We start from the raw sequence: 19,581 nt of genomic DNA on the forward strand, positions 1-19,581 counted from the left end.
GAGGTGCCCCTCATGTCCCTGTTCCGATTCACCGTCCGGTCGGTCGCCGAGGAGGCGGAGGGCGTCCGCGGGCTCCTCCTCGCCGATCCGGCGGGAGCCGCGCTGCCGCCGTGGGAACCCGGCGCGCACCTGGAGGTGACCCTGCCGTCCGGGGCGGTCCGGCACTACTCGCTCTGCGGCGACCCGGCCGACCGGAGCGCCTACCGGATCGGGGTGCTGCGCGCACCGGCGGGCCGGGGCGGCTCGGAGGAGGTCCACACGGCCGTCGGGGAGGGCACTCTCCTCGGCGTCCGGGGTCCCTTCCAGCGGTTCCCGCTGGTGCCCGCCGAGCGGTACCTGTTCGTCGCGGGCGGCATCGGCATCACCCCCCTGCTGCCGATGGTCCGCTCCCTCCCGCCGGGGACGTGGTCCCTGCTGTACGGCGGACGGAGCCTGGCGTCCATGGCGTACCGCGAGGAGCTGTCCGCGCTCCCCGGCGTCACGCTCGTGCCCGAGGACACGGCCGGACGGCCCGATCTGGACACCGCCCTCGCCGGGCTGCCCGCCGGGACGGCCGTGTACTGCTGCGGCCCGGAAGGACTCCTGCGGGCGGTGGCGGACCGGTGGGCCGGCCCGCTGCACACCGAGCGGTTCGGCGCGGCGGACCCGGAGCCGCGCCCGTCCGGCGGGGGCGGCTTCGAGGTCGAGCTGCGCCGCAGCGGGCGCACGCTCCGGGTGGAGCCGGGGCGGAGCCTGCTCGACGCCGTGCGGGAGGTGCTGCCCGGGGTCGCGTACTCCTGCGAGGAGGGCTGGTGCGGCACCTGCGAGACGAAGGTGCTCGGCGGGACGCCCGAGCACCACGACTCGGTCCTCGGCGAGGACGAGAGGGCCTCGGCGACGACGATGATGATCTGCGTCGGCCGGTCGCGCGGCCCACGCCTCGCCCTGGACCTGTGAGGGACGGGACGGGCCCGCACCCCTGGAGGGGTGCGGGCCCGTCCCGCTGCGTCCGGGTGACCGGTGCTGCCTGGAGACGCCGGTGTCAGGCTCCCGGTCTCAGGGGAAGACCACCAGCGCCCGGCCGCCCTTGCCGGCGAGCATGTTGTCGAAGGCGCCCGGGATGCCGTCGAGGGTGATCCGCTCGGTGACGAGGGCACCGAGGTCGAACCGGCCCGCCCTGATGTGCTCGGCGAGGACCGGCAGGTCCTGCGCCGGGTTCGAGTCGCCGTAGACGCAGCCGGCCAGCGTGCGGCCCCAGTGGAACAGCTCCAGGGCGTTGAACGTGACCTGCTGGTCCTTGCCTCCGATGCCGACGACCGTGGTGCGGCCGCCGCGGCGGGTGGACTCCCACGCCGTGCGGATCGCGACGGCGCGGCCGACGCACTCGACGGCCACGTCGACGCCGTGGCCACCCGTCAGCCTCCGGATCTCCTTCGCGGTGGTCTCCGAAGCGACGACGTACTCGGTCGCCCCCGCCGCCCGGGCCAGCGCCTCCTTCTCCGGGGAGACGTCGACCGCGACGATCGTCGACGCCCCGGCGATCCGGGCGGCCTGGAGGGTGGCGAGGCCCACCCCGCCGACACCGAAGACGGCGACGCTCTCGCCCGCCCGGACCCGGGCGGAGTGGTGGACCGCGCCCCAGCCGGTGAGGACGGCGCAGCCCAGCAGGGCCGCGTCGGCGAGCGGCACGCCGTCGGGGGCGGGCAGGACGCAGTTCGCGGCCACGACCGTCTCCTCGGCGAAGGCGGCGACGTTGAGCCCGGGGTGCAGCGCGGTTCCGTCGGCCGTGTGGGCGTGCACGTTGCCCACGCCGGTCAGCGCGTCGGCGCAGAGCCACACCTCGCCCAGCGAGCAGGAGTGGCAGCGGCCGCAGGACGGAGCCCAGTTGAGGACGACGCCGTCGCCGGGGGCCACGCCGGTGACCCCCTCGCCGACGGAGACGACCGTGCCGGCGCCCTCGTGGCCGAGGACGGCCGGGACCGGCACGCGCATCGTGCCGTTGGAGAGCGACAGGTCGGAGTGGCAGACCCCGGCGGCGGCGAGCCGGACCCGGACCTGGCCCGGGCCGGGCTCGGGGAGTTCGATGTCGGTGATCTCCAGGGGGGAGCCGACGGCGGGCAGGACGGCGGCGCGGATCGTGCTCACGTGGACTGCTCCTCGGGGCTCAGAACTGGAGGGACTTGGTCTGGAGGTACTCGGCGAGGCCGTGCGCGCCGAGTTCCCGGCCCACTCCGGACTGCTTGTAACCGCCGAAGGGGGCCAGCGGGTTGAAGCGGCCGCCGTTGATGTCGACCTGTCCGGTCTCCATGCGGCGGGCGAAGGCGACGGCCTCGGCCTGCTCGCCCCAGACGGCGCCGGCGAGGCCGTAGACGGTGCCGTTGGCGATCGCGAGGGCCTCGTCCTCGTCCTCGTACCGCAGCAGCGAGACGACGGGCCCGAAGATCTCCTCCTGGGCGATGGTCATCTCCGGGGTGACGTCGGCGAAGACGGTCGGGGAGACGTAGTAGCCGGTCTCGCGCGGGGCCTCGGGACCGCCGGCGACGACGCGGGCACCCTCCTCGATCCCCTTCCGGATGTAGCCGCGGACGCGCTCCTGCTGCCGGGCGTTGACGAGGGGGCCGACGCGCTCGCCGGGGACGTACTTGGCGACGGCCTCGGCCGCGAGCGCCACGGCCTCCTCGTACCGGTCGGCGGGGATCAGCATCCGGGTCCAGGCGCTGCACGTCTGGCCGGAGTTGGACATGACGTTGGCGATGCCGACGGCGACGGCCTTGGGAAGGTCGGCGCTCGGCAGGATGACGTTGGCGGACTTGCCGCCGAGTTCGAGGGCGACCCGCTTGACGGCGCCGCCCGCGAGGGCGCCGATGCGGCGGCCGACGGCTGTGGAGCCGGTGAAGGAGACGAGGTCGACGTCCGGGTGCTCGGCGAGCGCCTGGCCCGCGACCGGGCCGAGGCCGGTGACCAGGTTGAAGACGCCGGCGGGCAGGCCCGCCTCGTGCACGGCCTCGGCGAAGAGCTGGGCGGTCAGCGGGGTGTCCTCGGCGGGCTTGAGGACGGTGGTGCAGCCGGCGGCGAGGGCCGGGGCGACCTTGGCGACGATCTGGTGGAGCGGGTAGTTCCACGGCGTGATCGCGGCGACCACGCCGACCGGCTCGGCGTAGACGGTGGAGTTGCCGACCTTCTCCTCGAAGGCGTGGGTGGCGGCGAGTTCGGCGTACGAGCCGGCGACCGCGATCGGCAGGCCCGTGTGCACGGCGGCGGCCAGCTGCGGCGGCGCTCCGAGTTCGGCGGTGACGGTCGCGGCGATGACCTCGGCGCGGGCGGCGAGCGCGTCGCGCAGGGCGGCGATGCGGGCTCCGCGCTCGGCGGGCGCGGTGGCGGCCCAGCCGGGGAGCGCGGCGCGGGCGGCGCGGACGGCGGCGTCGACGTCCTCCGCGGTGCCGGCCGGGACGTGACCGATGACCCGCTCGTCGGCCGGGTCGATCACCGGGATCGTGTCCGTGGAGGAGGCGGGGCGCCACTCCCCGCCGATGTACATCGCGTCGTGCGCGTCGTGGGCCTTCATGCGCTTCCCTCTCGTCACCCGGCCGACCGGTGCGGCGGCACCGCCCCAAACTAGCGCTGTTAGTTTTCCGGCGCCAGGGTCCGCAGGAGTGCCCCCGGTCTCACCCGGCGCCACCCGCCGCGAACCGATCGTGCCGTCCCCGCACTCCCCCTGTCCATGCCGACCCCGACAGCCCTCCGCCCCGGGAACCGGCGGGTCCCTCCTCGCCCCGCCCCTCCCCACCGGATGTCCGCGCGCACGAGGACGCCCCGCCCGACGGAGCGGCTGGGTCCGTCGGGCGGGGCGTGACCATGGGGGCCGGCAGGGCGGCCCTTCTCGGTGGCCGGATCTCCTCGCCGGGGGTCAGATCTTCTGGGCGAGGTCGGTGAGGTGGGCGAAGACGACGATGTTCGCCGCGTAGCCCGTGGCACGGTCGAAGGCCCCGCCGCAGGTGAGCAGCCTGAGCTCGGGCCGCCCGGTGGAGCCGTACACCTCCTTGTCGGGGAAGTTCGCCTTGGCGTACGTCTCCACCCGGTCGACCGTGAACACCGCGACCTTGCCGTCGGCACGGGCGACTCGGACGGTGTTCCCGGCGCTGAGCGAGTCGAGGTCCAGGAAGACGGCGGGACCGGTCTTCGTGTCGCGGTGGCCCACCACGACGGCGGTGCCGCGCTCGCCGGGGGTGACGCCCTTCGCGTACCAGCCGACGACGTCGGGGTTGTCGACGGGCGGCGTGGAGAGCCGCCCGGTGGCGTCGACGTCGAGCTCGACCACCGGAGCCTCGATGGTGATGGCCGGGACCCCCAGGGCGGTGGGGCGCGAGCGGGACAGCGGCGCGGGCGGCGGCGCCGGCCGGGGCGTGGGCGCGGCCTTCGGCCGGACCCTCGGCTTCGCCTTGTGGTCCAGCGCGGCGGCCGCGCCGGCGGCCTGCTTCCCGGTCGCCCCTTTCTCCGTCCGCTCCTTCGCGGGCCGCGACGTCGCGGCCCCCGCTTTCTCGGCCCCCGCCTTCTCGGCATGCGGCTTCTCGGCATGCGGCTTCTCGGCCCCCGCGGCTCCGGCAGCTCCCGCGGCTCCCGTGGCCTTGCCGGCCGGGCCGGGGGCGGCCGGGCCGGCGGCGAGCGGCGGGTCGGCCGGCTCGTCGTCGCCGGCCCACCAGACACTCCCGGTCACCAGGACCGTGGCGACCGCCACGGTCCTGGTGAGCCGGAGGATCCGCCGCCGCCTGCGCGAGAGGCGGGGCCTACGCGGCGCCATCGTCGCTGCGGCGCGAGCGGCGGATCAGGACCAGTCCGGCCGTGCCGGCGAGACCGGCGGCGACGGCCGCTCCGACACCGAAGAGGGAGGAGTCCGGATCGTCGAAGGGCGTGCCGACCCTGTGGATCTTCACGTCGCCGCTGTCGCCGGGGGCGGCGTACGCCGAGGGCGCTCCCGCGAGGGCGAGGCCGCCGACGGCGAGTGCGGCCGCGGCGGTGGCGACGAGGGGCCGGACGGTACGAGCGGTCATGCGGGGTTCCTCCGGAAGGAGTTCGTCGGACAGACTTACCGATAATCCGACTATCTGTCACCGCAAGACGTCGGAGGGTGGCGACATGCACGCGCCACCCTCCGAGTCGCCCGTCCGGCGCATACCCCCGGCCGGCGGGTCAGATGATCCCGAAGAGGATCCCCGCCGCCAGGACGACCAGCGAGGTGAGCGCCGCCCACTTCACCGTGAACCGGGTGTGGTCGCCGAACTCCACCTTCGCCATGCCCACGAGCACGTACACCGCGGGCACCAGCGGGCTCGACATGTGCAGCGCCTGGCCGACCAGCGACGCCCGGGCGATCTCCAGCGGCGACACCCCGTGGGCGGCGCCCGCCTCGGCGAGGACCGGCACGACGCCGAAGTAGAAGCCGTCGTTCGACATGAAGTAGGTGAGCGGGATGCTCAGCACGCCGGTGACCAGGCCCATGTGCGGCCCCAGCCCGTCGGGGATGGCGCCGACGAGCCAGTCGGCCATGTGCTCGACCATGCCCGTACCGGTGAGGACGCCGGTGAAGACGGCGGCGGCGAAGACCATGCCGGAGACGTTGAGGACGTTGTCGGCGTGGGCGGCGATGCGGGCCTTCTGCTCGGCCATGTTCGGGTAGTTGACGGTGAGCGCGAGAGCGGCGCCGAGGAGGAACAGGACCGGGATCGGCAGCAGTTCGAGGATCATCGCGGCGAGCAGCGCGACGGTCAGGCCGGCGTTGAACCAGTACAGCCGGGGGCGGAGCGTCGCACGGTTCGGGTCGAGCCCCTGGAACCCCTCGGCCGTGGCCGCCGCCGCTCCGGAGCCGTCGCCGCCCGGGGCGCCCGCCTCCTCGCCGCCGCGACCCCTGCCGTCGCCGTTGCCGTTGCCGTGACCCTCGCCGGAGCCCGCGGGCTTGGCCGGCCGCGCCGTGCCGGTGCCTGCGCCGGTGTCCGCGCCGCCCGCCGCGACCAGGACGGTCTCGGACTCGTTCTCGGTCACCAGGGCCTCGTCCAGGGTGAGGTACCCGATCCGCTTCCGCTCGCGGCGCCCGAGGACGTACGCGAGGGCCAGGACGAACAGCAGCCCCATGCCGAGCGCGGGGATCATCGGCACGAAGATGTCGGCGGCGTCGAGCTTGAGCGCGGTGGCCGCACGGGCCGTGGGTCCGCCCCAGGGCAGGGTGTTCATGACGCCGTTGGCGGTGGCGGCGACGCCGGTCATCACGACCAGGCTCATGCCGAGCCGCTTGTAGAGCGGATACATCGCCGAGACGGTGATCATGAAGGTGGTGGAGCCGTCGCCGTCCAGCGAGACGATCGCGGCGAGCACCGCGGTGCCCACGACGACGCGTACGGGGTCCGCCTTGCAGAACCGCAGGATGCCCCGGACGATCGGGTCGAAGAGGCCGACGTCGATCATGACGCCGAAGTAGACGATCGCGAACATCAGCATCGCGGCGGTCGGCGCCAGCTTGCCGACGCCTTCGATGACGTAGTCGCCGAGCTGGGCCCCCTGCCCGACCGCGACGCAGAAGAGCGCCGGGATCAGCACGAGCGCCGCGATCGGCGACATCTTCTTCATCATGATCAGGACCAGGAAGGTCGCGATCATGGCGAAACCGAGGACGGTCAGCATGGAGGACACCTCACGTTCACCCTTGAACTGCCGCCGAGCGGCGGTCCGGATGACCGTAGGTGCCCTCTTCCGCCGTTAACAAGACGTTGACGCGTGAGCAATACGAGCAAAACCCCAGGTCAAGGCCGTGGCGCCGAGACCGTCGCCGGCAGCGGTCACGGCAGCGGCGACACCTCGACGGGAAAGCCGTTGAGGACGGCGGTGCCGGACAGCGGGTCGATCCGTGACCCGTCGAGGAGCTGGTTGACGTTGACCCCCGGGCGGGCGGAGGCCACGGCGAGCCGGGTGCCCTCGCGGTCGTGGCCCCAGCCGTGCGGGAGGCTCACCACCCCCGGCCGCACCCCGTCGGTGACCTCCACCGGCACCTCCAGCTCGCCGCCCTCGCCCTTGACCCGGGCGAGACCGCCGTCGGCGAGGCGCAGCCGGTCGGCGTCCCGGGGGTGCACCTGGAGCGTGCAGCGGTTCGAGCCGCCGCCGAGCGCGGGGGTGTTGTGCAGCCAGCTGTTGTTGGAGCGCAGGTGGCGGCGGCCGACGAGCTGGAGGACACCGGGCTCCGGGCTGGTGCGGAGCGCCGCCCGCAGCCGGGGCAGGTCCGCGGCGAGCGGCGCGGGGAACAGCTCGATCCGTCCGCTGCGGGTCTTGAGGAGCTGGGGGATCCTCGGCTTCAGCGGTCCGAGGTCGATCCCGTGCGGGTGGGCCTTGACCTCGTCGAGCGTGAGTCCGTACGGGCCGAGGCGCAGCATCAGGTCGAGTCGGCGCTCGGGTCCGTCGGCACCGCGGAGCCGGGCCGCGAACTCCTCGGGGTCGGCGCCGTAGGCCGGCGAGTGCTCCTGGGTCACGGCCTTGGCGAGGGTGGTGTCGATGGCGAGCGTGTCGACCGCGGACGGCGGGGCTCCGTGCATGCCGGAGACGGCGAGGACGAGCCGGGCGTGGATCTCGCACTCGTCCATGCGGTCCGCTTCGAGGGGGACGGCGGCGGGGGTGAAGCGGACCTGGTCGCGGACGGAGAAGCCGTTGAAGGCGAAGTCGAAGTGGGCGCTCCTGGTGGGCGGCGGCGGGGGGAGCAGGACGTCGGCGTGGCGGGTGGTCTCGTTGAGGTACGGGTCGACGGCGACCATGAAGTCGAGGGACGAGAGGGCGGCGTCGAGACGGTTCCCGTCGGGCGCGGACAGGACGGGGTTGGCGGCGACGGCGATCACCGCCCGGATCCGCCCCTCCCCCGGTGTCTCGATCTCCTCGGCGAGCGCGACCAGCGGCAGTTCGCCCTTGACCTCGGGGTGCCGGGAGACCCTGCTGTGCCGGCGGCCCAGGGCGAAGCCCTTCCCGGGTCCGGCCGGGCGCGGGGCGGGCGCGGTGGCGGAGAGCGGGAAGAGGGCGCCTCCGGGCCGGTCGAGGTTGCCGGTGAGGACGTTGAGGACGTCGACGAGCCAGTTGCCGAGGGTGCCGTACTCCACGGTGGAGCTGCCCATCCGCCCGTACACGGCGGCGGTGGGCGCGGCGGCGAGCTCCCGGGCGAGGGCGCGGATGGTGTCCGCGTCCACGTCGCAGGCGTCCGCGACGGCCTCGGGGGTGAACTCCCCCACGGCGGCCCGTACCTCCTCGACCCCCTCCACATGGGCGGCGAGCGGGCCGAGGTCGGTGAGGTCCTCCTCGAAGAGGGTGTGGACGAGCGCGGCGAGGAGGAGCGCGTCGGCGCCGGGGCGGATCGCGACGTGCCGGTCGGCGAGGCGGGCGGTGCGGGTGCGCCGGGGGTCGACGACGGTGAGGGTGCCGCCGCGCCGGCGCAGCGCCTTGAGCCGGCCGGGGAAGTCGGGGGCGGTGCAGAGACTTCCGTTGGAGTCCAGCGGGTTGGCGCCGAGGATGAGCAGGTGGTCGGTGCGGTCCAGGTCCGGCACGGGTACGGCGAAGGGGTCCCCGAAGAGCAGGCCGCTGGAGACGTGCTTGGGCATCTGGTCGAGCGTGGACGCGGTGAAGAGGTTCCGCGTCCGCAGGGCGCCGATCAGCAGGGGCGGGTAGAGGGCGCCGGCGATCGTGTGCACATTGGGGTTGCCCAGGACGATACCCACCGCGTCCGGCCCGTACTCCTCGATCAGCGGCCGGATCCGCGCGGCGATGGTGTCGAACGCCTCGGCCCAGGTGGCTTCCCGGAGCCTGCCGTCCTTCCTGACCAGCGGGGCCCGCAGCCTGTCCGGGTCGGCGTCGACCTCCGGGAAGGCGGCGCCCTTGGGGCAGATGAAGCCCTGGCTGAAGACGTCCTCCCGGTCGCCGCGGGCCCCGGTGACCCGGGGCCCGTCGAGGGTCAGGGTCAGTCCGCAGGTCGCTTCGCAGAGGGGGCAGATGCGCAGGGCGGTGGACATGGCGTCTCCCTGGGGCGGCGTCGGGTGGCGCCGAGCATACCGACCGGTAGGCACGTACGGGAGGGGCCTGCGCCGGCGAGTACGGCGGGCTCCGTGGTGGCGCACGGCGCGGCCGGGGCCCGGCGGGTCCCGCGGCCCTACGACAGCGACGGCGCCAGGTACGCGTGGAGCAGGTGGCGCGTCTCGTCGACGAGGGCCGGGTCGCCGTCGGGGTCGGCGCGGAACGCGAGGCGGACGAGGGCGTCGGCGGTCTCGACCCCGACGAGGACCTTGCGGCGCAGGTCGTCGTCGGCGGTGCGGCCCAGGTGTGCGGCGAGGAGCCCGCAGATGCGGTCGGCCACCAGGCGGTTGGGGTCCTCGGCGAGCCCGTCGCCACCCTCGTCGCCGACATCGCCGCCGCCCCCGTCCGCCGTCCCGCCCGCGCCCTCCTCGGGGCTCCGGTCCTCGCGGTCGCCGACGGCCGCCCCGGAGACCTCGCCGGGCGCCGCCGCGGGCACGCCGAAGTCGACGAGCGCGAACCCGGGGACGGTTCGCTTCATGGCGATGAACTCGTCGAGGACGCCGTCGATCGCCCCGTGGGCGTCCAGGAGCGGGGTGGCCGCGAAGCGGGTGGAGATCCGCTCGGCGTACTGGTCGAGGTTGCGGTGCGCGAGGGCGGCGACCATCGCCCGCTTGTTCCCGAAGAAGCGGTAGACGGAGCCGATGGGGACCTCGGCCCGGACGGCGACGGCACGGGTGCTCAGCTGCTCGTACCCGGTCTCGTCGAGGAGCGTGGCGCAGGCGTCGAGGATCCGCGCGAGCCGGTCGGCGCTGCGCTGCTGCACGGGGGTGCGACGGAGCACCGGGGGCGTCTGGGGGCTGGTCTGGGGCACGGGGTCCATGATGCCGCTCCGGTCGGTGGTCGGGCGAAGCCGGGGTTCAGGCGATGAGGAGTCCGATGCCTCCGAGGGTGTAGGCGATCATCAGCACGAACAGCGGGAGTTGGCCGGCGACCGCCCGGGCGGGCGGGAAGAGGCGGACCGAGCGGTCGTGGGCGGCGACGACGCCGAGGACGTGGCCGGTGACGATCGCGGCGACCTGGAGGGTCGCGAGGCCGGCGGGACCCAGCGGTGGAGCGGGTGCGGGGGCGTTGTCAGTGCCCGCTGCCATCATGACTGTGCGTGGCCCTTCGGTGACGAGGAGCGAGAAGTAGTGCGCGACGAGATAGCCGAGGGCGATGGGCAGGAGCGAGTGGGCGAAGGAGGTGAGGGGGGTGGTGAGGTCACGGCTCATCAGGCGCAGGGCGCCCGCGCAGAGTCCGTAGCAGGCGGCGGCGAGGGCGACGGCGGCGGCGAGGCCGAGCGTGGCGGTGGCGGTGGGGCCGAGGGGTGAGGTCTGGAGGGTGGTGATCCAGCGGGGGTTGTCGGAGAGGCCGTCGTAGGCGGTGGAGCCGAGGAGGACGCAGACGGTGGCGACGAGACCGGGGGTCTGCGGGGTGGAGTCGAGGCCGTGGAAGGGGGAGCGCAGGACGAGTCGGCCGTCGGAGCGGCGGCCGAGCGGCGAGAGGCGGGCGAGGAGGGAGGAGTAGACCTCGAAGGGGTCGGCGTGGGCGAACCAGCGCTCGCCGTGGCGGGCGGCGCCGGCGAGCTGGACGGCGGTGTGGACGCCGAGGGCGACGAGGAGGGTGGTGCGGGAGGTGTTGTCGGGGGCGACGAGTTCGAGCCAGGTGAAGAGGAGGAGGCCGGCGGCGGCGGGGCGGATGCCGAGTGCGGCGGGCACCGGGCGGGGGTGGCGGGGCGGGCGGAGCACGTGGACGGCGCGCAGGGGGTTGAGGAGGCGCCAGACGGGGCCGAGGAGGAGGGAGGCGGGGACCAGGCCGACCCAGAGGAGGACGTAGAGGGCGCCGGGTGCGGGGTTGCGTCGGGGGTCGTCGGGGCCGAGGAGGAGGTGGAGGACGAAGAGGAGGGCCGCGGCGCCTCCGAGGAGGCGGAGCGCGCCGCGGGTGGCGGGGGCGTCGGCCGCCCGCTGGAGGGCGGCGGGGATCGGGCGTCCTGCCCGGTCGCCGCGGAAGCGGGAGGTGGACCAGAGCAGTCCGAGGGCGAGGAAGGAGACGAGGAGCGCCGTGAAGGCGCCCGCGTAGGCGTAGAAGGGGGAGAGGGGGAGGTCGTGCCGGGAGCCCACGCCGTGGGCGAGCGGGAGACCGAGCGTCTCGGCGTGGGCGGGGGCGGCGGGGACGACGGTCATCGGACGACGAGTTGGGTCAGCACGAGTCCGGACTCGTGCGTCTCGACCTCGAAGAGACCGGTGCGGTCGGCGGTGAGGGTGAGGGTGGCGGGGACGCCGGGAGAGAGGGCGAGTTCGCGGTCGTAGCCGTGCACGTGGACGGTGTCGGCCCGATCGGCGGTGACCCGGAGGGTGAGGCGTTCGCCCTTCGTCAACTCGACGCGGGAGGGGGGTGGTGTGACGGTCTTTCCGGTGATGGTGAGGGTGAGGGTCCGGTCGGTGGTGGCGGGGGGCCGGCTCGTCGGTGCGGGGGTGGCGGCGGTGGCGGGGGCGCCGTCCAGACGCAGGGTGGTCTGGACGGGGGTGCCGCCCACGGCCCAGACCGTGTGGTCGTCCGCGTGGAGCCGGACGGTCAGGGTGTGGGCGCCGGGCGGCACGTATCCCCAGGGGCCGTAGAGGCGGGCGGTCTCCCTGCCGTCGACCAGGAGACGGGCGTGGCCGCGGCCCGGGAGGGCCGCGCCGCCGGTGCTGTCGGGGGTGAAGCGGAACCTCTCCACGGTGAGGTGGACGTTCCAGCCGCCCTCGGGGTCGGGGCGGGCCTCGGCACGGACGGTGGGGGCGTCGGCCGCCGCGAGCTGGCGGAGCCGGTGGCCGCGTTCGTCCTTGGCCGGCAGCAGGGTGCCGCTGTCGCCGGTCGCCTCCTGGTGGGTGGTGCCGGGCTTGTGGTGGGTGGTGGCCCGGCCGCCGCAGCCCGTCAGGGTCAGCGCGGCGGCCAGGACGAGGGTGAGGAGGGGGGTCGCCCCGCGCGGCCGCGTCATGCCGGCCCGTCCGCGAGCTGCTCGGCCGGGGCGTCGGCGGGGTGTTCGGGGGCCTCGGCGGGCCCGGTCGGGCGGGCGCCGGCGGCGATGACGGCCCAGAGGACCCAGACGACACCGAGGAGGAGCCGGAACCACGCGGGGCTGACGGGGATGCCCGGGAGCATGAGGACCGCCTTGTCGAAGGCGTCGAGGAGGGTCAGGGCGCCGAGGGCCAGGGTGGTCCAGGCGAAGACGGGGCGGGTGGGCCGCAGGGCGAGGCCGACGAGGGTCCACCAGGCCCCGGTGAGGAGCAGCGCGAGGGCGGGGACGAAGGTCGGGGTGAGGGCGAGGGTCGAGCCGACCACGTCGAGGGTCAGGCCCGCGAGGCCGAGGAGGGTGCCGGCCCCGGCGAGCCGGCTGCCGCGCAGTCGGCGCCACCAGAGGGCGCATCCCGCGAGGGCGAGGACGAGGGCGCTGCCGAGGGCGAGTTGGGTCTCGACGCGCTGGAGGCCGCGGGCGCCGTACCAGTCGCAGCCGGCCGGGAGGCGGCGCGCCTGGACGTTGTAGTCGGCGCAGACGAGGAGCTGGGCGAGTTTGACGGGTTCGCCGACGAGCCGGTCGGTGTTCCCGGAGACGTCGCCGCGGCGGGTGCCGCAGGCGGGGAGGGCGGTGGGGGTGGCGGCGCCGGCGTCGGACTGCCAGCAGTTGCCGTCGCCCTGGCCGTCCCACCAGACCTCGGTCCGGTTGGGGCGGGCGTTGCCGGCCTTGTCGACGCCGAGGTGGTTGGCGGCGTAGCGGTTGTGGTGGGAGGTGTCGGTCTGCTTGCCCCAGGCCGACTCGCCGCGGATGAAGGCGGGGACGGCGCTGAGGAAGAAGGCGGCGCGCTGGTGGCCGTAGACCCAGTTGTCCTCGTAGAGGTTCCAGTTGCCGCCTGCGGTGATGATGCCGGTGCCGGGCGGCATGGAGATCTGGGGGCAGACGACGCCCTGTTCGTAGCCGCGGTCGACGGGGGGCTTGGCGCAGGTGCCGTCGGCGACGTACGGGTAGTAGTTCTGGTTGTTGTCGTGGATCAGGTTGCGTTCGAAGCGGGCGTGGTTCTGGGGCAGTCCGGGGTGGCCGGGGAAGGCGGAGTCCATGGAGGCGCCGCCCATGTTGTGGTCGAGCTCGTTGTCGTGGACCCAGACGGAGTCCCCGGCGGTGCCGGAGTAGCCGACCATGTTGTGGTGGCTGCGGCAGCCGGTGATCTCGATGGCGTAGCGGGGGACGTCGTAGCCGTAGCCGTCGTTGATGTTCGAGGCCGAGCCGGGGTAGATGCCGGAGTCGCCGTTCCCGTAGGACTCGCAGTTCTTGTAGAGGCCGTGGTCGGAGGCGAAGGTGAGGAAGCCGTACTCGTCGTTCCACCGGGTGAGGACGTCGTCGATGACGAAACCGTCGGCGGCGAGCACGTAGAGCGAGTTGAAGGTGGTGCGCTGGGCGGTGAAGTTGCGGAAGTAGATGCCGTCGGAGCCGTCGGCCCGCAGGGCGTTGAGCTTCTGGTACTTGGCGTCGATGACGACGTCCTGGCGGGAGGCTCCGGTGCCTTCGATCTGGAGGTTCTTCTTGCCGAGGATGGCGACGAGGTTCTGGTTGTGGGGGCAGCGCCGCTGCTGCTCGTAGCTGAGGATCTGGTACCCGAGCGAGGACTTGGGGGCCTTGAGGGTGGCGCACTCCCCGGTGGGCTGCGGCAGGGAGGGCTCCTCCTCGTACAGGCCGGGGAGGACGGCGATGGTCATCCCCGGCTTGTCGACGGCGTCGACGGCCTGCTGGAGGTGGCGGTAGCCGGAGCGTGCGCAGCGGTCGTGGAGGGCGAGGTTGCGGGCCTTGAGGGCGGTGGGGAACGCGGCGATGCGGCGTTCGAAGTCGGCCCGGTCCGTTTTACAGACGAGGAGGTCGGGTTCGCCCGTGCGGAGTGCGGGCACGCTGCCGGTGCCGTCGGGCAGGGTGACGGGCCGCTCCTCGTGGGCCTGGGCCCCGGGTGCGGTGAGCAGGGCCGCGGCGAGCGCCGCGAGCACGACCGTGAGCGCGAGGACGAGTCTTCGGGTCCAGGACATGCGCGTGAGAGTAGAGCATTGTTCATCTTTTCTGACCCCCTCATGCACTCACTTATGTGCGGACCTTCCGCGGCCGGCGGTCGGGCCGCGCGAGGGGCGGGGACGAAGCCACCCGAACACCCCCGGGCCGGCCCGGGGGGCGCCGGGAGGAGGATCCACCGAAGGTCCGCGCCCCGTTGACGGGAGGCGCGCGGAATCCTACGGTCATCCATAGGATTCCCTTGTGGGCTCAGGACAGGAGCGGGCGATGACCACGGAGCAGGCCAGAAAGACGGCCGAGGCGCTCACCTACAGCACCGGTTTCGGCAACGAGCACAGCTCGGAGGCGGTGCCCGGAGCTCTGCCGGACGGCCGCAACTCGCCGCAGCGCGCACCCCTCGGCCTCTACGCCGAGCAGCTCAGCGGCAGCGCCTTCACCGAGCCCCGGTCCCACAACCGGCGCTCCTGGCTCTACCGGATCCGCCCGTCGGCCGCCCATCCGCCGTTCGCCCGGATCGACAACGGCGCGCTGCGCGGCGCGCCCTTCACCGAGACCGTGCCCGACCCCAACCGGCTGCGCTGGAACCCGCTGCCCGACCCGGCCCCCGGCACCGACTGGCTGGCCGGCCTGTGGACCCTCGGCGGCAACGGCGACGCGGCCCAGCGGACCGGCATGGCCGTGCACCTCTACCACGCCAACGCCTCCATGGACCGGGTCTTCGGCGACGCGGACGGCGAGCTGCTGATCGTCCCGGAGCGCGGCGGTCTGCTGCTCCGCACCGAGCTGGGCCTGCTCGCCGCCCACCCGGGCGAGGTCGCGCTGATCCCCCGCGGGGTCCGCTTCCGCGTCGAGCTCCTCGACGAGACGGCCCGCGGCTACGTCTGCGAGAACCACGGAGCCCCCTTCCAGCTCCCCGACCTCGGCCCGATCGGCGCCAACGGCCTGGCCAACGCCCGCGACTTCCGCGCCCCGGTCGCCGCGTACGAGGACGTCGAGGGCCCGGTCGAGGTCGTCAACAAGTACTGCGGCAACCTCTGGTCCGCCACGTACGGCCACTCCCCGCTGGACGTCGTCGCCTGGCACGGCAACCACACTCCGTACGTCTACGACCTGCGCCGGTTCAACGTCATCGGGACGATCTCGTACGACCACCCCGACCCGTCGATCTTCACGGTCCTCACCTCGCCGTCCGACACCCCGGGGCTCGCGGGCGTGGACTTCGTGGTCTTCGCCCCGCGCTGGCTGGTCGGCGAGGACACGTTCCGCCCGCCGTACTTCCACCGCAACGTGATGAGCGAGTACATGGGCCTGATCGAGGGCGCCTACGACGCCAAGGCGGAGGGCTTCGTGCCGGGCGGCGGCTCCCTGCACAACATGATGTCCGCGCACGGCCCCGACCGGGAGACCTTCGACAAGGCCAGCGCCGCCGAGCTGAAGCCGCAGAAGATCGACGACGGCCTTGCCTTCATGTTCGAGACCCGCTGGCCGATGACCGCGACCCCGCAGGCCGCGGACGCCGACCACCTGCAGAAGGGATACGACGACGTATGGCAGGGTCTGGAGCGCCACTTCCGGCCGTAGTGTCTCGGCCGTAAGCCCGTAGCCTTCGTACGGAGAACCCGTGACCGCCTTCGCACCCGACTCGCTGGTCCTGAACCGCAAGCTGCCGCTCTGGTATCAGGTCTCGCAGTCGCTGCGCGCCTCGATACTGGGCCGCACGCCCGACGCCTCGCTGCGGCTGCCCACCGAGGAGCAGCTCGCCACCCACTACGGCGTGAGCGTGCTGACCATGCGCCAGGCCCTCAAGGAGCTGGAGGAGGAGGGGCTGATCAGCCGGCACCGGCGGCGCGGCACGTTCATCGAGCCCGGTGCCCGGCGGTCCACCCCGCGCCGGCTGCTGGGCTCGATCGACGCGATCGTGGCCCAGCAGTCGGGCGAGCGGACGACGGTCCTCGGGCACGGCCCCGAACCGGTGCCGGGCGAGCTCGCCGAGTACTTCCCGGACGTGCCGCAGGTGGTGGCCTACCGCCGGCTGCGCCGGGACGGGGAGAGCGGCGAGCCCACCAACTGGGCGGAGAACGCCGTGCTCCCCGAGCTCGCGGCCGCCGTCGATCCGGCCGACCTGGAGCGCTGGCCGATGACGAAGGTGCTGCGGGACGTGGTCGGGGTGCGGATCAGCCGCATCACGGACACCGTCGAGGCACGCCTCGCCGATCCGGAGACGGCGGGCCTGCTCCAGGTCCCCCTCCTCTCGCCGATCCTCCACTACACCGGCGTGACCTACGACGAGGACGGCCGGGTCGTCGACGTGGCCCGCATCCGCTACCGCGGCGACCGCTTCTCCTTCACGGTCACGGTCGAGGCCCACTGACGCCCGCGGGGCCGCGCTTCCTGCCGGTCCCGGGCAGGAACCGCGGCGACACGCTGCCGGAACCGCCCTCTCGCCCTCCGGTCCGCACCCTGTCAGGCTGACGGCGGGGGGATGACCACATGAGGCACGTACCTTTCTTCCGCTGGGTTCTGACGGCCGGTTTCACACTCTTCGCGTGTTCGGTCGGGCTGTACGCGATCGAGGCGGACACGGAGCCGCCCGCGTCGCGTCAGATCGACCTGGCGGTGGTCCACGAGAAGGCCGACGGCTCCTGCCGCGTCCGGTGGAGCGACCCGTACGCGGGGAAGACGCGTGAGGGGCCGTACCACTGCGACGCCGGCCGGAGCGACCTTCTCAAGGCGCCGCACTACGGAGACGCCCGGGGCTACGGCTGGGCGTCCGGGTTCATGTTCACGGAGGGGCCCGACCGGGGGGACCTGGACGACGTCGAAGCCGACCCCGAGGAGGACCTCTCCACCTCGGACGCCCTCCTGGTGGTGGGGGTCCTCCTCATCGTGACGGGACTGGCCGGCGGAAACCTGCGAGCCCTCCCCCGGGTCCTCGGCGTGGAGGCGCGGCTCGTGCGCCACGCGATCCGGCTGGCCGAGGCCGCCGGCCGGACTTCCGAGGACTACGCGCGGGCGGTGGACGCCGTGCGGGACGCCGGGCGGCGGGGGGAGCTCGGCACGGCACCCGACCCCGAGCTGGCCCGCGCCCTGTGGGTGCTGCGGGAGGCCGGACCGGAGGCGCACGCGGCGGCGGCGAACGCCCGGGAGCTCGCTGACCGGCTGCGCCCGCTGCTGGAGAAGGCCGCCCCCGCCGCGGGGCTGCGCGACGGACTCCGGGCCGGACCGGCGGCCCGCGCCGACGCCGCGGCCGCAGTCGCCGAGCTGCGCCGGCTGCTGGCCGACGCCGAACGTCACGGCCTGCGGGAGCGGTTCACGCAGACCTCGGTCGACCTGCTCCGGGGTCAGGACGGCGACCGGGCCGCCCTCGCGGCCGGGGCGGACTTCGAGCGGGACCCCGAGGCGTACCGCCGCCTCCTGGCGGACCTCGCTCCGCTCGAACCGGCGGCCCGGCGGAAACCCCCGCGCGACCACCGGTGACGCCGCCGACGGGTCCGCCCCGGCGAGGCCGACACTGGCCCCGTACGGACGGCGCTCGTTAGCATGCGGGGCGTGACGGAAGCCCCCCGGACGGCCCCCCGCGCCGATGACGAGCCGCCCCTCCTCGACGAGCTCATGCCCTGGTCCGTCGCGCCGCTGCGGTTCGGGCGCGGCTGGATCGTGGCACCGGACGCCCGGACGCTGCGGGCGCGCTGGGACCGGCTGACGGCCGCCGAGGGGGCCGAGCGGGAGGCGCTGTTCCGGCCGAGCCGGGCGCGGACCCCGGGCAGCTCGGTGGCCGCGCTCCCCGGGCAGCGGACCGGGACCGTGCGGTTCGCCCGCGAGTCCGGACCGTGCCCGGCGCCGGTGCGGGTGGCGCCGGGGCCGTTCGACGAGCAGTGGCTGCTGCCCGACCACCGGCTGATCGACACCGCCCGCCCGGAGCTGTGGCGGGTCGTCGGGGAGCCGCAGCTCTTCGCCGTCGAGCAGGGGTACGTGCCGGGGGCGGCCGGTCCCGCGCTCCTGGTGACGGCCGCGCTGCCGGAGGGCCGCTCCCCCGCCGGCCGGCCCGGCCGCATCCGCCCGCTGTTCCGCCGCCCCGGGGGCCACGAACCCAACCTCGCCCCCGGGCTGCTCGACTTCCTCGGCCGGCGGTACGGGCACGGCGTCGACGCCCGCGCGTGGCTGGCGTGGACCGTGGCGGCGGCCGTCCCCTCGCCCGCCGGCTGCCGGGTGCCGCTGCCCCGGGACCCGGAGGTGTGGGCGGCGGGCGTGGCGCTGGGCCGCGAGCTGGTGGACGTGCAGACGCGCGGCGCCCTCAGCGGGACGAAGCCGCGGCTGCCGGGCGGCCGCCGCCCCTACGTCCGGTCCGCGGTGCCCGCACGGCCGGCGGAGATGACGTACGAGGCCGGGGACGAGGCGCTCTGCCTGGGCGACGGCCGGATCTCCCCCGTGCCGGTGGAGGCGTGGGAGTTCCGGGTCGGCGGGGTGCGGGTCCTCGAACAGTGGTTCGCGCACCGGACCGCGCCGGCGGAGCCGGGCTCCCTGGAGGCGATCGGTCCCGCGGAGTGGCCGAAGGAGTGGACCTCGGAGCTGCTCGACCTGATCACCGTGCTCGCGCTGGTCGGCGCGCGGGAGGCGGAGCGTGCGGCGTTCACCGCGGAGGCCGCGGGCCCGCGGGCCGGGGCCGAGCTGCGGGCGGCCGGGGTGCTTCCGCCGCCGGGCCGGGCCCGCCGCCCCGCCTCCGTCCTGGATCACCCGGAGGAGGGCCCGGGAGGTCAGTTCACGCTGGTCTGAGCACCTCTCAGGCGCCGGCGGGGGCGAAGGAGTCCAGGAGGCGGCCGATGGTCAGGGCGAAGATCTCGTCGGGGTCGACGGGGGCCGCGGGCGCCTCGGTCAGCAGTGCGGCGAGGTGCGGGTACCGTCCGCTCGCCACCTGACCCATGAGGTAGGCGCCGCGCACCGCCTGCTCCTCCGCCTCGGACCAGGGCAGGCCGCGGGCCCGCTCCGCGATGGCCTGCTCGTTGGCGACGGTCGCCATGACCGTGCCGTTGACCATGGCGATGAGCTGCATCTTGAGCCCGGAGGGCACGTCCAGGGGCACGAGGCAGCCCAGGCACCACTCCAGGAAGCGCAGGGCGTTGGGGCTGAAGCCGTAGGCGGTGGTCATCACCCGGGGCAGCCACGGGTGCCGGTACATGATCGCGCGGCTCTGGTGGGCGATCCCGGTCATGTCGGCGCGCCAGTCGCCGCTGGGCTCCTCGGGGAGCTCGTACTCCCCGCTGACCGCGTCGACCATCAGCTCGTACAGGTCCTCCTTGCGGGGGACGTAGTTGTAGAGCGACATGGTGCCGCAGCCGAGTTCGGCGGCGACGCGGCGCATGGAGACCGCGTCGATGCCGTCGGCGTCGGCGATCCGGACGGCGGCGTCCACGATGTCCCGCCGGCTGTACGCCGGCCTGGGGCCCCGGCCCGCGCGCTCGGGGCGCGCCCAGATCACTTCCGGTTCGGCCGCTCGGCCCGCCATG

The 19,581-nt window shown here is 74.5% G+C and carries 16 protein-coding genes; 5 read left to right on the top strand and 11 right to left on the bottom strand.

What is annotated here, in order from left to right; translation table 11 throughout:
* Positions 1-12: 12 nt before the first annotated feature.
* A complete protein-coding gene (locus tag AB0424_RS10765) occupies positions 13-936 on the top strand; it encodes a PDR/VanB family oxidoreductase (protein WP_366303944.1) in 924 nt (307 codons plus the stop codon).
* Between the two features lie 99 nt (positions 937-1,035).
* On the opposite strand, the gene AB0424_RS10770 is transcribed toward AB0424_RS10765, so the two are convergent.
* The 10 genes from AB0424_RS10770 to AB0424_RS10815 form a co-directional block, all read right to left on the bottom strand.
* Positions 1,036-2,124 carry a Zn-dependent alcohol dehydrogenase gene (locus AB0424_RS10770; RefSeq protein WP_366303945.1) on the bottom strand — a complete coding sequence of 363 codons (1,089 nt, stop codon included), beginning with the start codon at positions 2,122-2,124 and terminating at the stop codon, positions 1,036-1,038.
* A 19-nt stretch (positions 2,125-2,143) separates the two neighbouring features.
* Positions 2,144-3,544, bottom strand: a complete 1,401-nt coding sequence (locus AB0424_RS10775; protein ID WP_366303947.1) for an aldehyde dehydrogenase family protein — start codon at positions 3,542-3,544, stop codon at positions 2,144-2,146.
* Between the two features lie 342 nt (positions 3,545-3,886).
* Positions 3,887-4,714, bottom strand: a complete 828-nt coding sequence (locus AB0424_RS10780) for a class F sortase (RefSeq protein WP_366303948.1) — start codon at positions 4,712-4,714, stop codon at positions 3,887-3,889.
* A gap of 49 nt (positions 4,715-4,763) precedes the next feature.
* Positions 4,764-5,027: a hypothetical protein gene (locus tag AB0424_RS10785; protein WP_366303950.1), complete on the bottom strand. Its 264-nt coding sequence runs from the start codon at positions 5,025-5,027 to the stop codon at positions 4,764-4,766.
* Between the two features lie 139 nt (positions 5,028-5,166).
* Complete coding sequence (locus AB0424_RS10790; protein WP_366303952.1) at positions 5,167-6,651, bottom strand: citrate:proton symporter; 1,485 nt, start codon at positions 6,649-6,651, stop codon at positions 5,167-5,169.
* 155 nt (positions 6,652-6,806) lie between these two features.
* Positions 6,807-9,008 (bottom strand): molybdopterin-dependent oxidoreductase, encoded by a 2,202-nt coding sequence (locus tag AB0424_RS10795; protein WP_366303953.1) that lies wholly within the window; start codon positions 9,006-9,008, stop codon positions 6,807-6,809.
* Positions 9,009-9,145: 137 nt separating this feature from the next.
* Positions 9,146-9,889 carry a TetR/AcrR family transcriptional regulator gene (locus tag AB0424_RS10800; RefSeq protein WP_366303955.1) on the bottom strand — a complete coding sequence of 248 codons (744 nt, stop codon included), beginning with the start codon at positions 9,887-9,889 and terminating at the stop codon, positions 9,146-9,148.
* A 37-nt stretch (positions 9,890-9,926) separates the two neighbouring features.
* Positions 9,927-11,231 carry a hypothetical protein gene (locus AB0424_RS10805; protein WP_366303957.1) on the bottom strand — a complete coding sequence of 435 codons (1,305 nt, stop codon included), beginning with the start codon at positions 11,229-11,231 and terminating at the stop codon, positions 9,927-9,929.
* Complete coding sequence (locus AB0424_RS10810; RefSeq protein ID WP_366303958.1) at positions 11,228-12,028, bottom strand: hypothetical protein; 801 nt, start codon at positions 12,026-12,028, stop codon at positions 11,228-11,230. The genes AB0424_RS10805 and AB0424_RS10810 overlap by 4 nt, the downstream gene beginning before the upstream one ends.
* The gene (locus tag AB0424_RS10815; RefSeq protein WP_366303960.1) at positions 12,025-14,097 is read right to left on the bottom strand and encodes a right-handed parallel beta-helix repeat-containing protein; all 2,073 of its coding nucleotides are present in this window, start codon (positions 14,095-14,097) and stop codon (positions 12,025-12,027) included. Before AB0424_RS10815 ends, AB0424_RS10810 begins: the two co-directional genes overlap by 4 nt.
* Positions 14,098-14,344: 247 nt before the next feature.
* Here AB0424_RS10815 and hmgA point away from each other — a divergent pair, with 247 nt between their 5' ends.
* The 4 genes from hmgA (at position 14,345) to AB0424_RS10835 (ending at position 18,850) form a co-directional block, all read left to right on the top strand.
* Positions 14,345-15,658 (top strand): homogentisate 1,2-dioxygenase, encoded by a 1,314-nt coding sequence (hmgA, locus tag AB0424_RS10820; RefSeq protein ID WP_366303961.1) that lies wholly within the window; start codon positions 14,345-14,347, stop codon positions 15,656-15,658.
* Between the two features lie 40 nt (positions 15,659-15,698).
* Complete coding sequence (locus AB0424_RS10825; RefSeq protein WP_366303962.1) at positions 15,699-16,448, top strand: GntR family transcriptional regulator; 750 nt, start codon at positions 15,699-15,701, stop codon at positions 16,446-16,448.
* Between the two features lie 119 nt (positions 16,449-16,567).
* The gene (locus tag AB0424_RS10830; protein WP_366303963.1) at positions 16,568-17,554 is read left to right on the top strand and encodes a hypothetical protein; all 987 of its coding nucleotides are present in this window, start codon (positions 16,568-16,570) and stop codon (positions 17,552-17,554) included.
* Positions 17,555-17,617: 63 nt separating this feature from the next.
* Complete coding sequence (locus tag AB0424_RS10835) at positions 17,618-18,850, top strand: type ISP restriction/modification enzyme (RefSeq protein ID WP_366303965.1); 1,233 nt, start codon at positions 17,618-17,620, stop codon at positions 18,848-18,850.
* A gap of 7 nt (positions 18,851-18,857) precedes the next feature.
* Here the strand turns inward: AB0424_RS10835 and AB0424_RS10840 are convergent, their stop codons facing one another.
* Positions 18,858-19,580, bottom strand: a complete 723-nt coding sequence (locus tag AB0424_RS10840) for a TetR/AcrR family transcriptional regulator (protein ID WP_366303966.1) — start codon at positions 19,578-19,580, stop codon at positions 18,858-18,860.
* Position 19,581 lies beyond the last annotated feature (1 nt).

The organism is Streptomyces sp. NPDC051180 (assembly GCF_040689545.1).
Taxonomy (GTDB): Bacteria; Actinomycetota; Actinomycetes; order Streptomycetales; family Streptomycetaceae; genus Streptomyces.

Bases quoted from the DNA above. Each gene is read 5' to 3' on its own strand.
- AB0424_RS10800 (WP_366303955.1), bottom strand. From the start codon at position 9,889: ATGGACCCCGTGCCCCAGACCAGCCCCCAGACGCCCCCGGTGCTCCGT.
- AB0424_RS10785 (WP_366303950.1), bottom strand. From the start codon at position 5,027: ATGACCGCTCGTACCGTCCGGCCCCTCGTCGCCACCGCCGCGGCCGCA.
- hmgA (WP_366303961.1), top strand. From the start codon at position 14,345: ATGACCACGGAGCAGGCCAGAAAGACGGCCGAGGCGCTCACCTACAGC.
- AB0424_RS10830 (WP_366303963.1), top strand. From the start codon at position 16,568: ATGAGGCACGTACCTTTCTTCCGCTGGGTTCTGACGGCCGGTTTCACA.
- AB0424_RS10775 (WP_366303947.1), bottom strand. From the start codon at position 3,544: ATGAAGGCCCACGACGCGCACGACGCGATGTACATCGGCGGGGAGTGG.
- AB0424_RS10835 (WP_366303965.1), top strand. From the start codon at position 17,618: ATGCGGGGCGTGACGGAAGCCCCCCGGACGGCCCCCCGCGCCGATGAC.
- AB0424_RS10815 (WP_366303960.1), bottom strand. From the start codon at position 14,097: ATGTCCTGGACCCGAAGACTCGTCCTCGCGCTCACGGTCGTGCTCGCG.
- AB0424_RS10765 (WP_366303944.1), top strand. From the start codon at position 13: ATGTCCCTGTTCCGATTCACCGTCCGGTCGGTCGCCGAGGAGGCGGAG.
- AB0424_RS10810 (WP_366303958.1), bottom strand. From the start codon at position 12,028: ATGACGCGGCCGCGCGGGGCGACCCCCCTCCTCACCCTCGTCCTGGCC.
- AB0424_RS10790 (WP_366303952.1), bottom strand. From the start codon at position 6,651: ATGCTGACCGTCCTCGGTTTCGCCATGATCGCGACCTTCCTGGTCCTG.
- AB0424_RS10840 (WP_366303966.1), bottom strand. From the start codon at position 19,580: ATGGCGGGCCGAGCGGCCGAACCGGAAGTGATCTGGGCGCGCCCCGAG.
- AB0424_RS10795 (WP_366303953.1), bottom strand. From the start codon at position 9,008: ATGTCCACCGCCCTGCGCATCTGCCCCCTCTGCGAAGCGACCTGCGGA.
- AB0424_RS10805 (WP_366303957.1), bottom strand. From the start codon at position 11,231: ATGACCGTCGTCCCCGCCGCCCCCGCCCACGCCGAGACGCTCGGTCTC.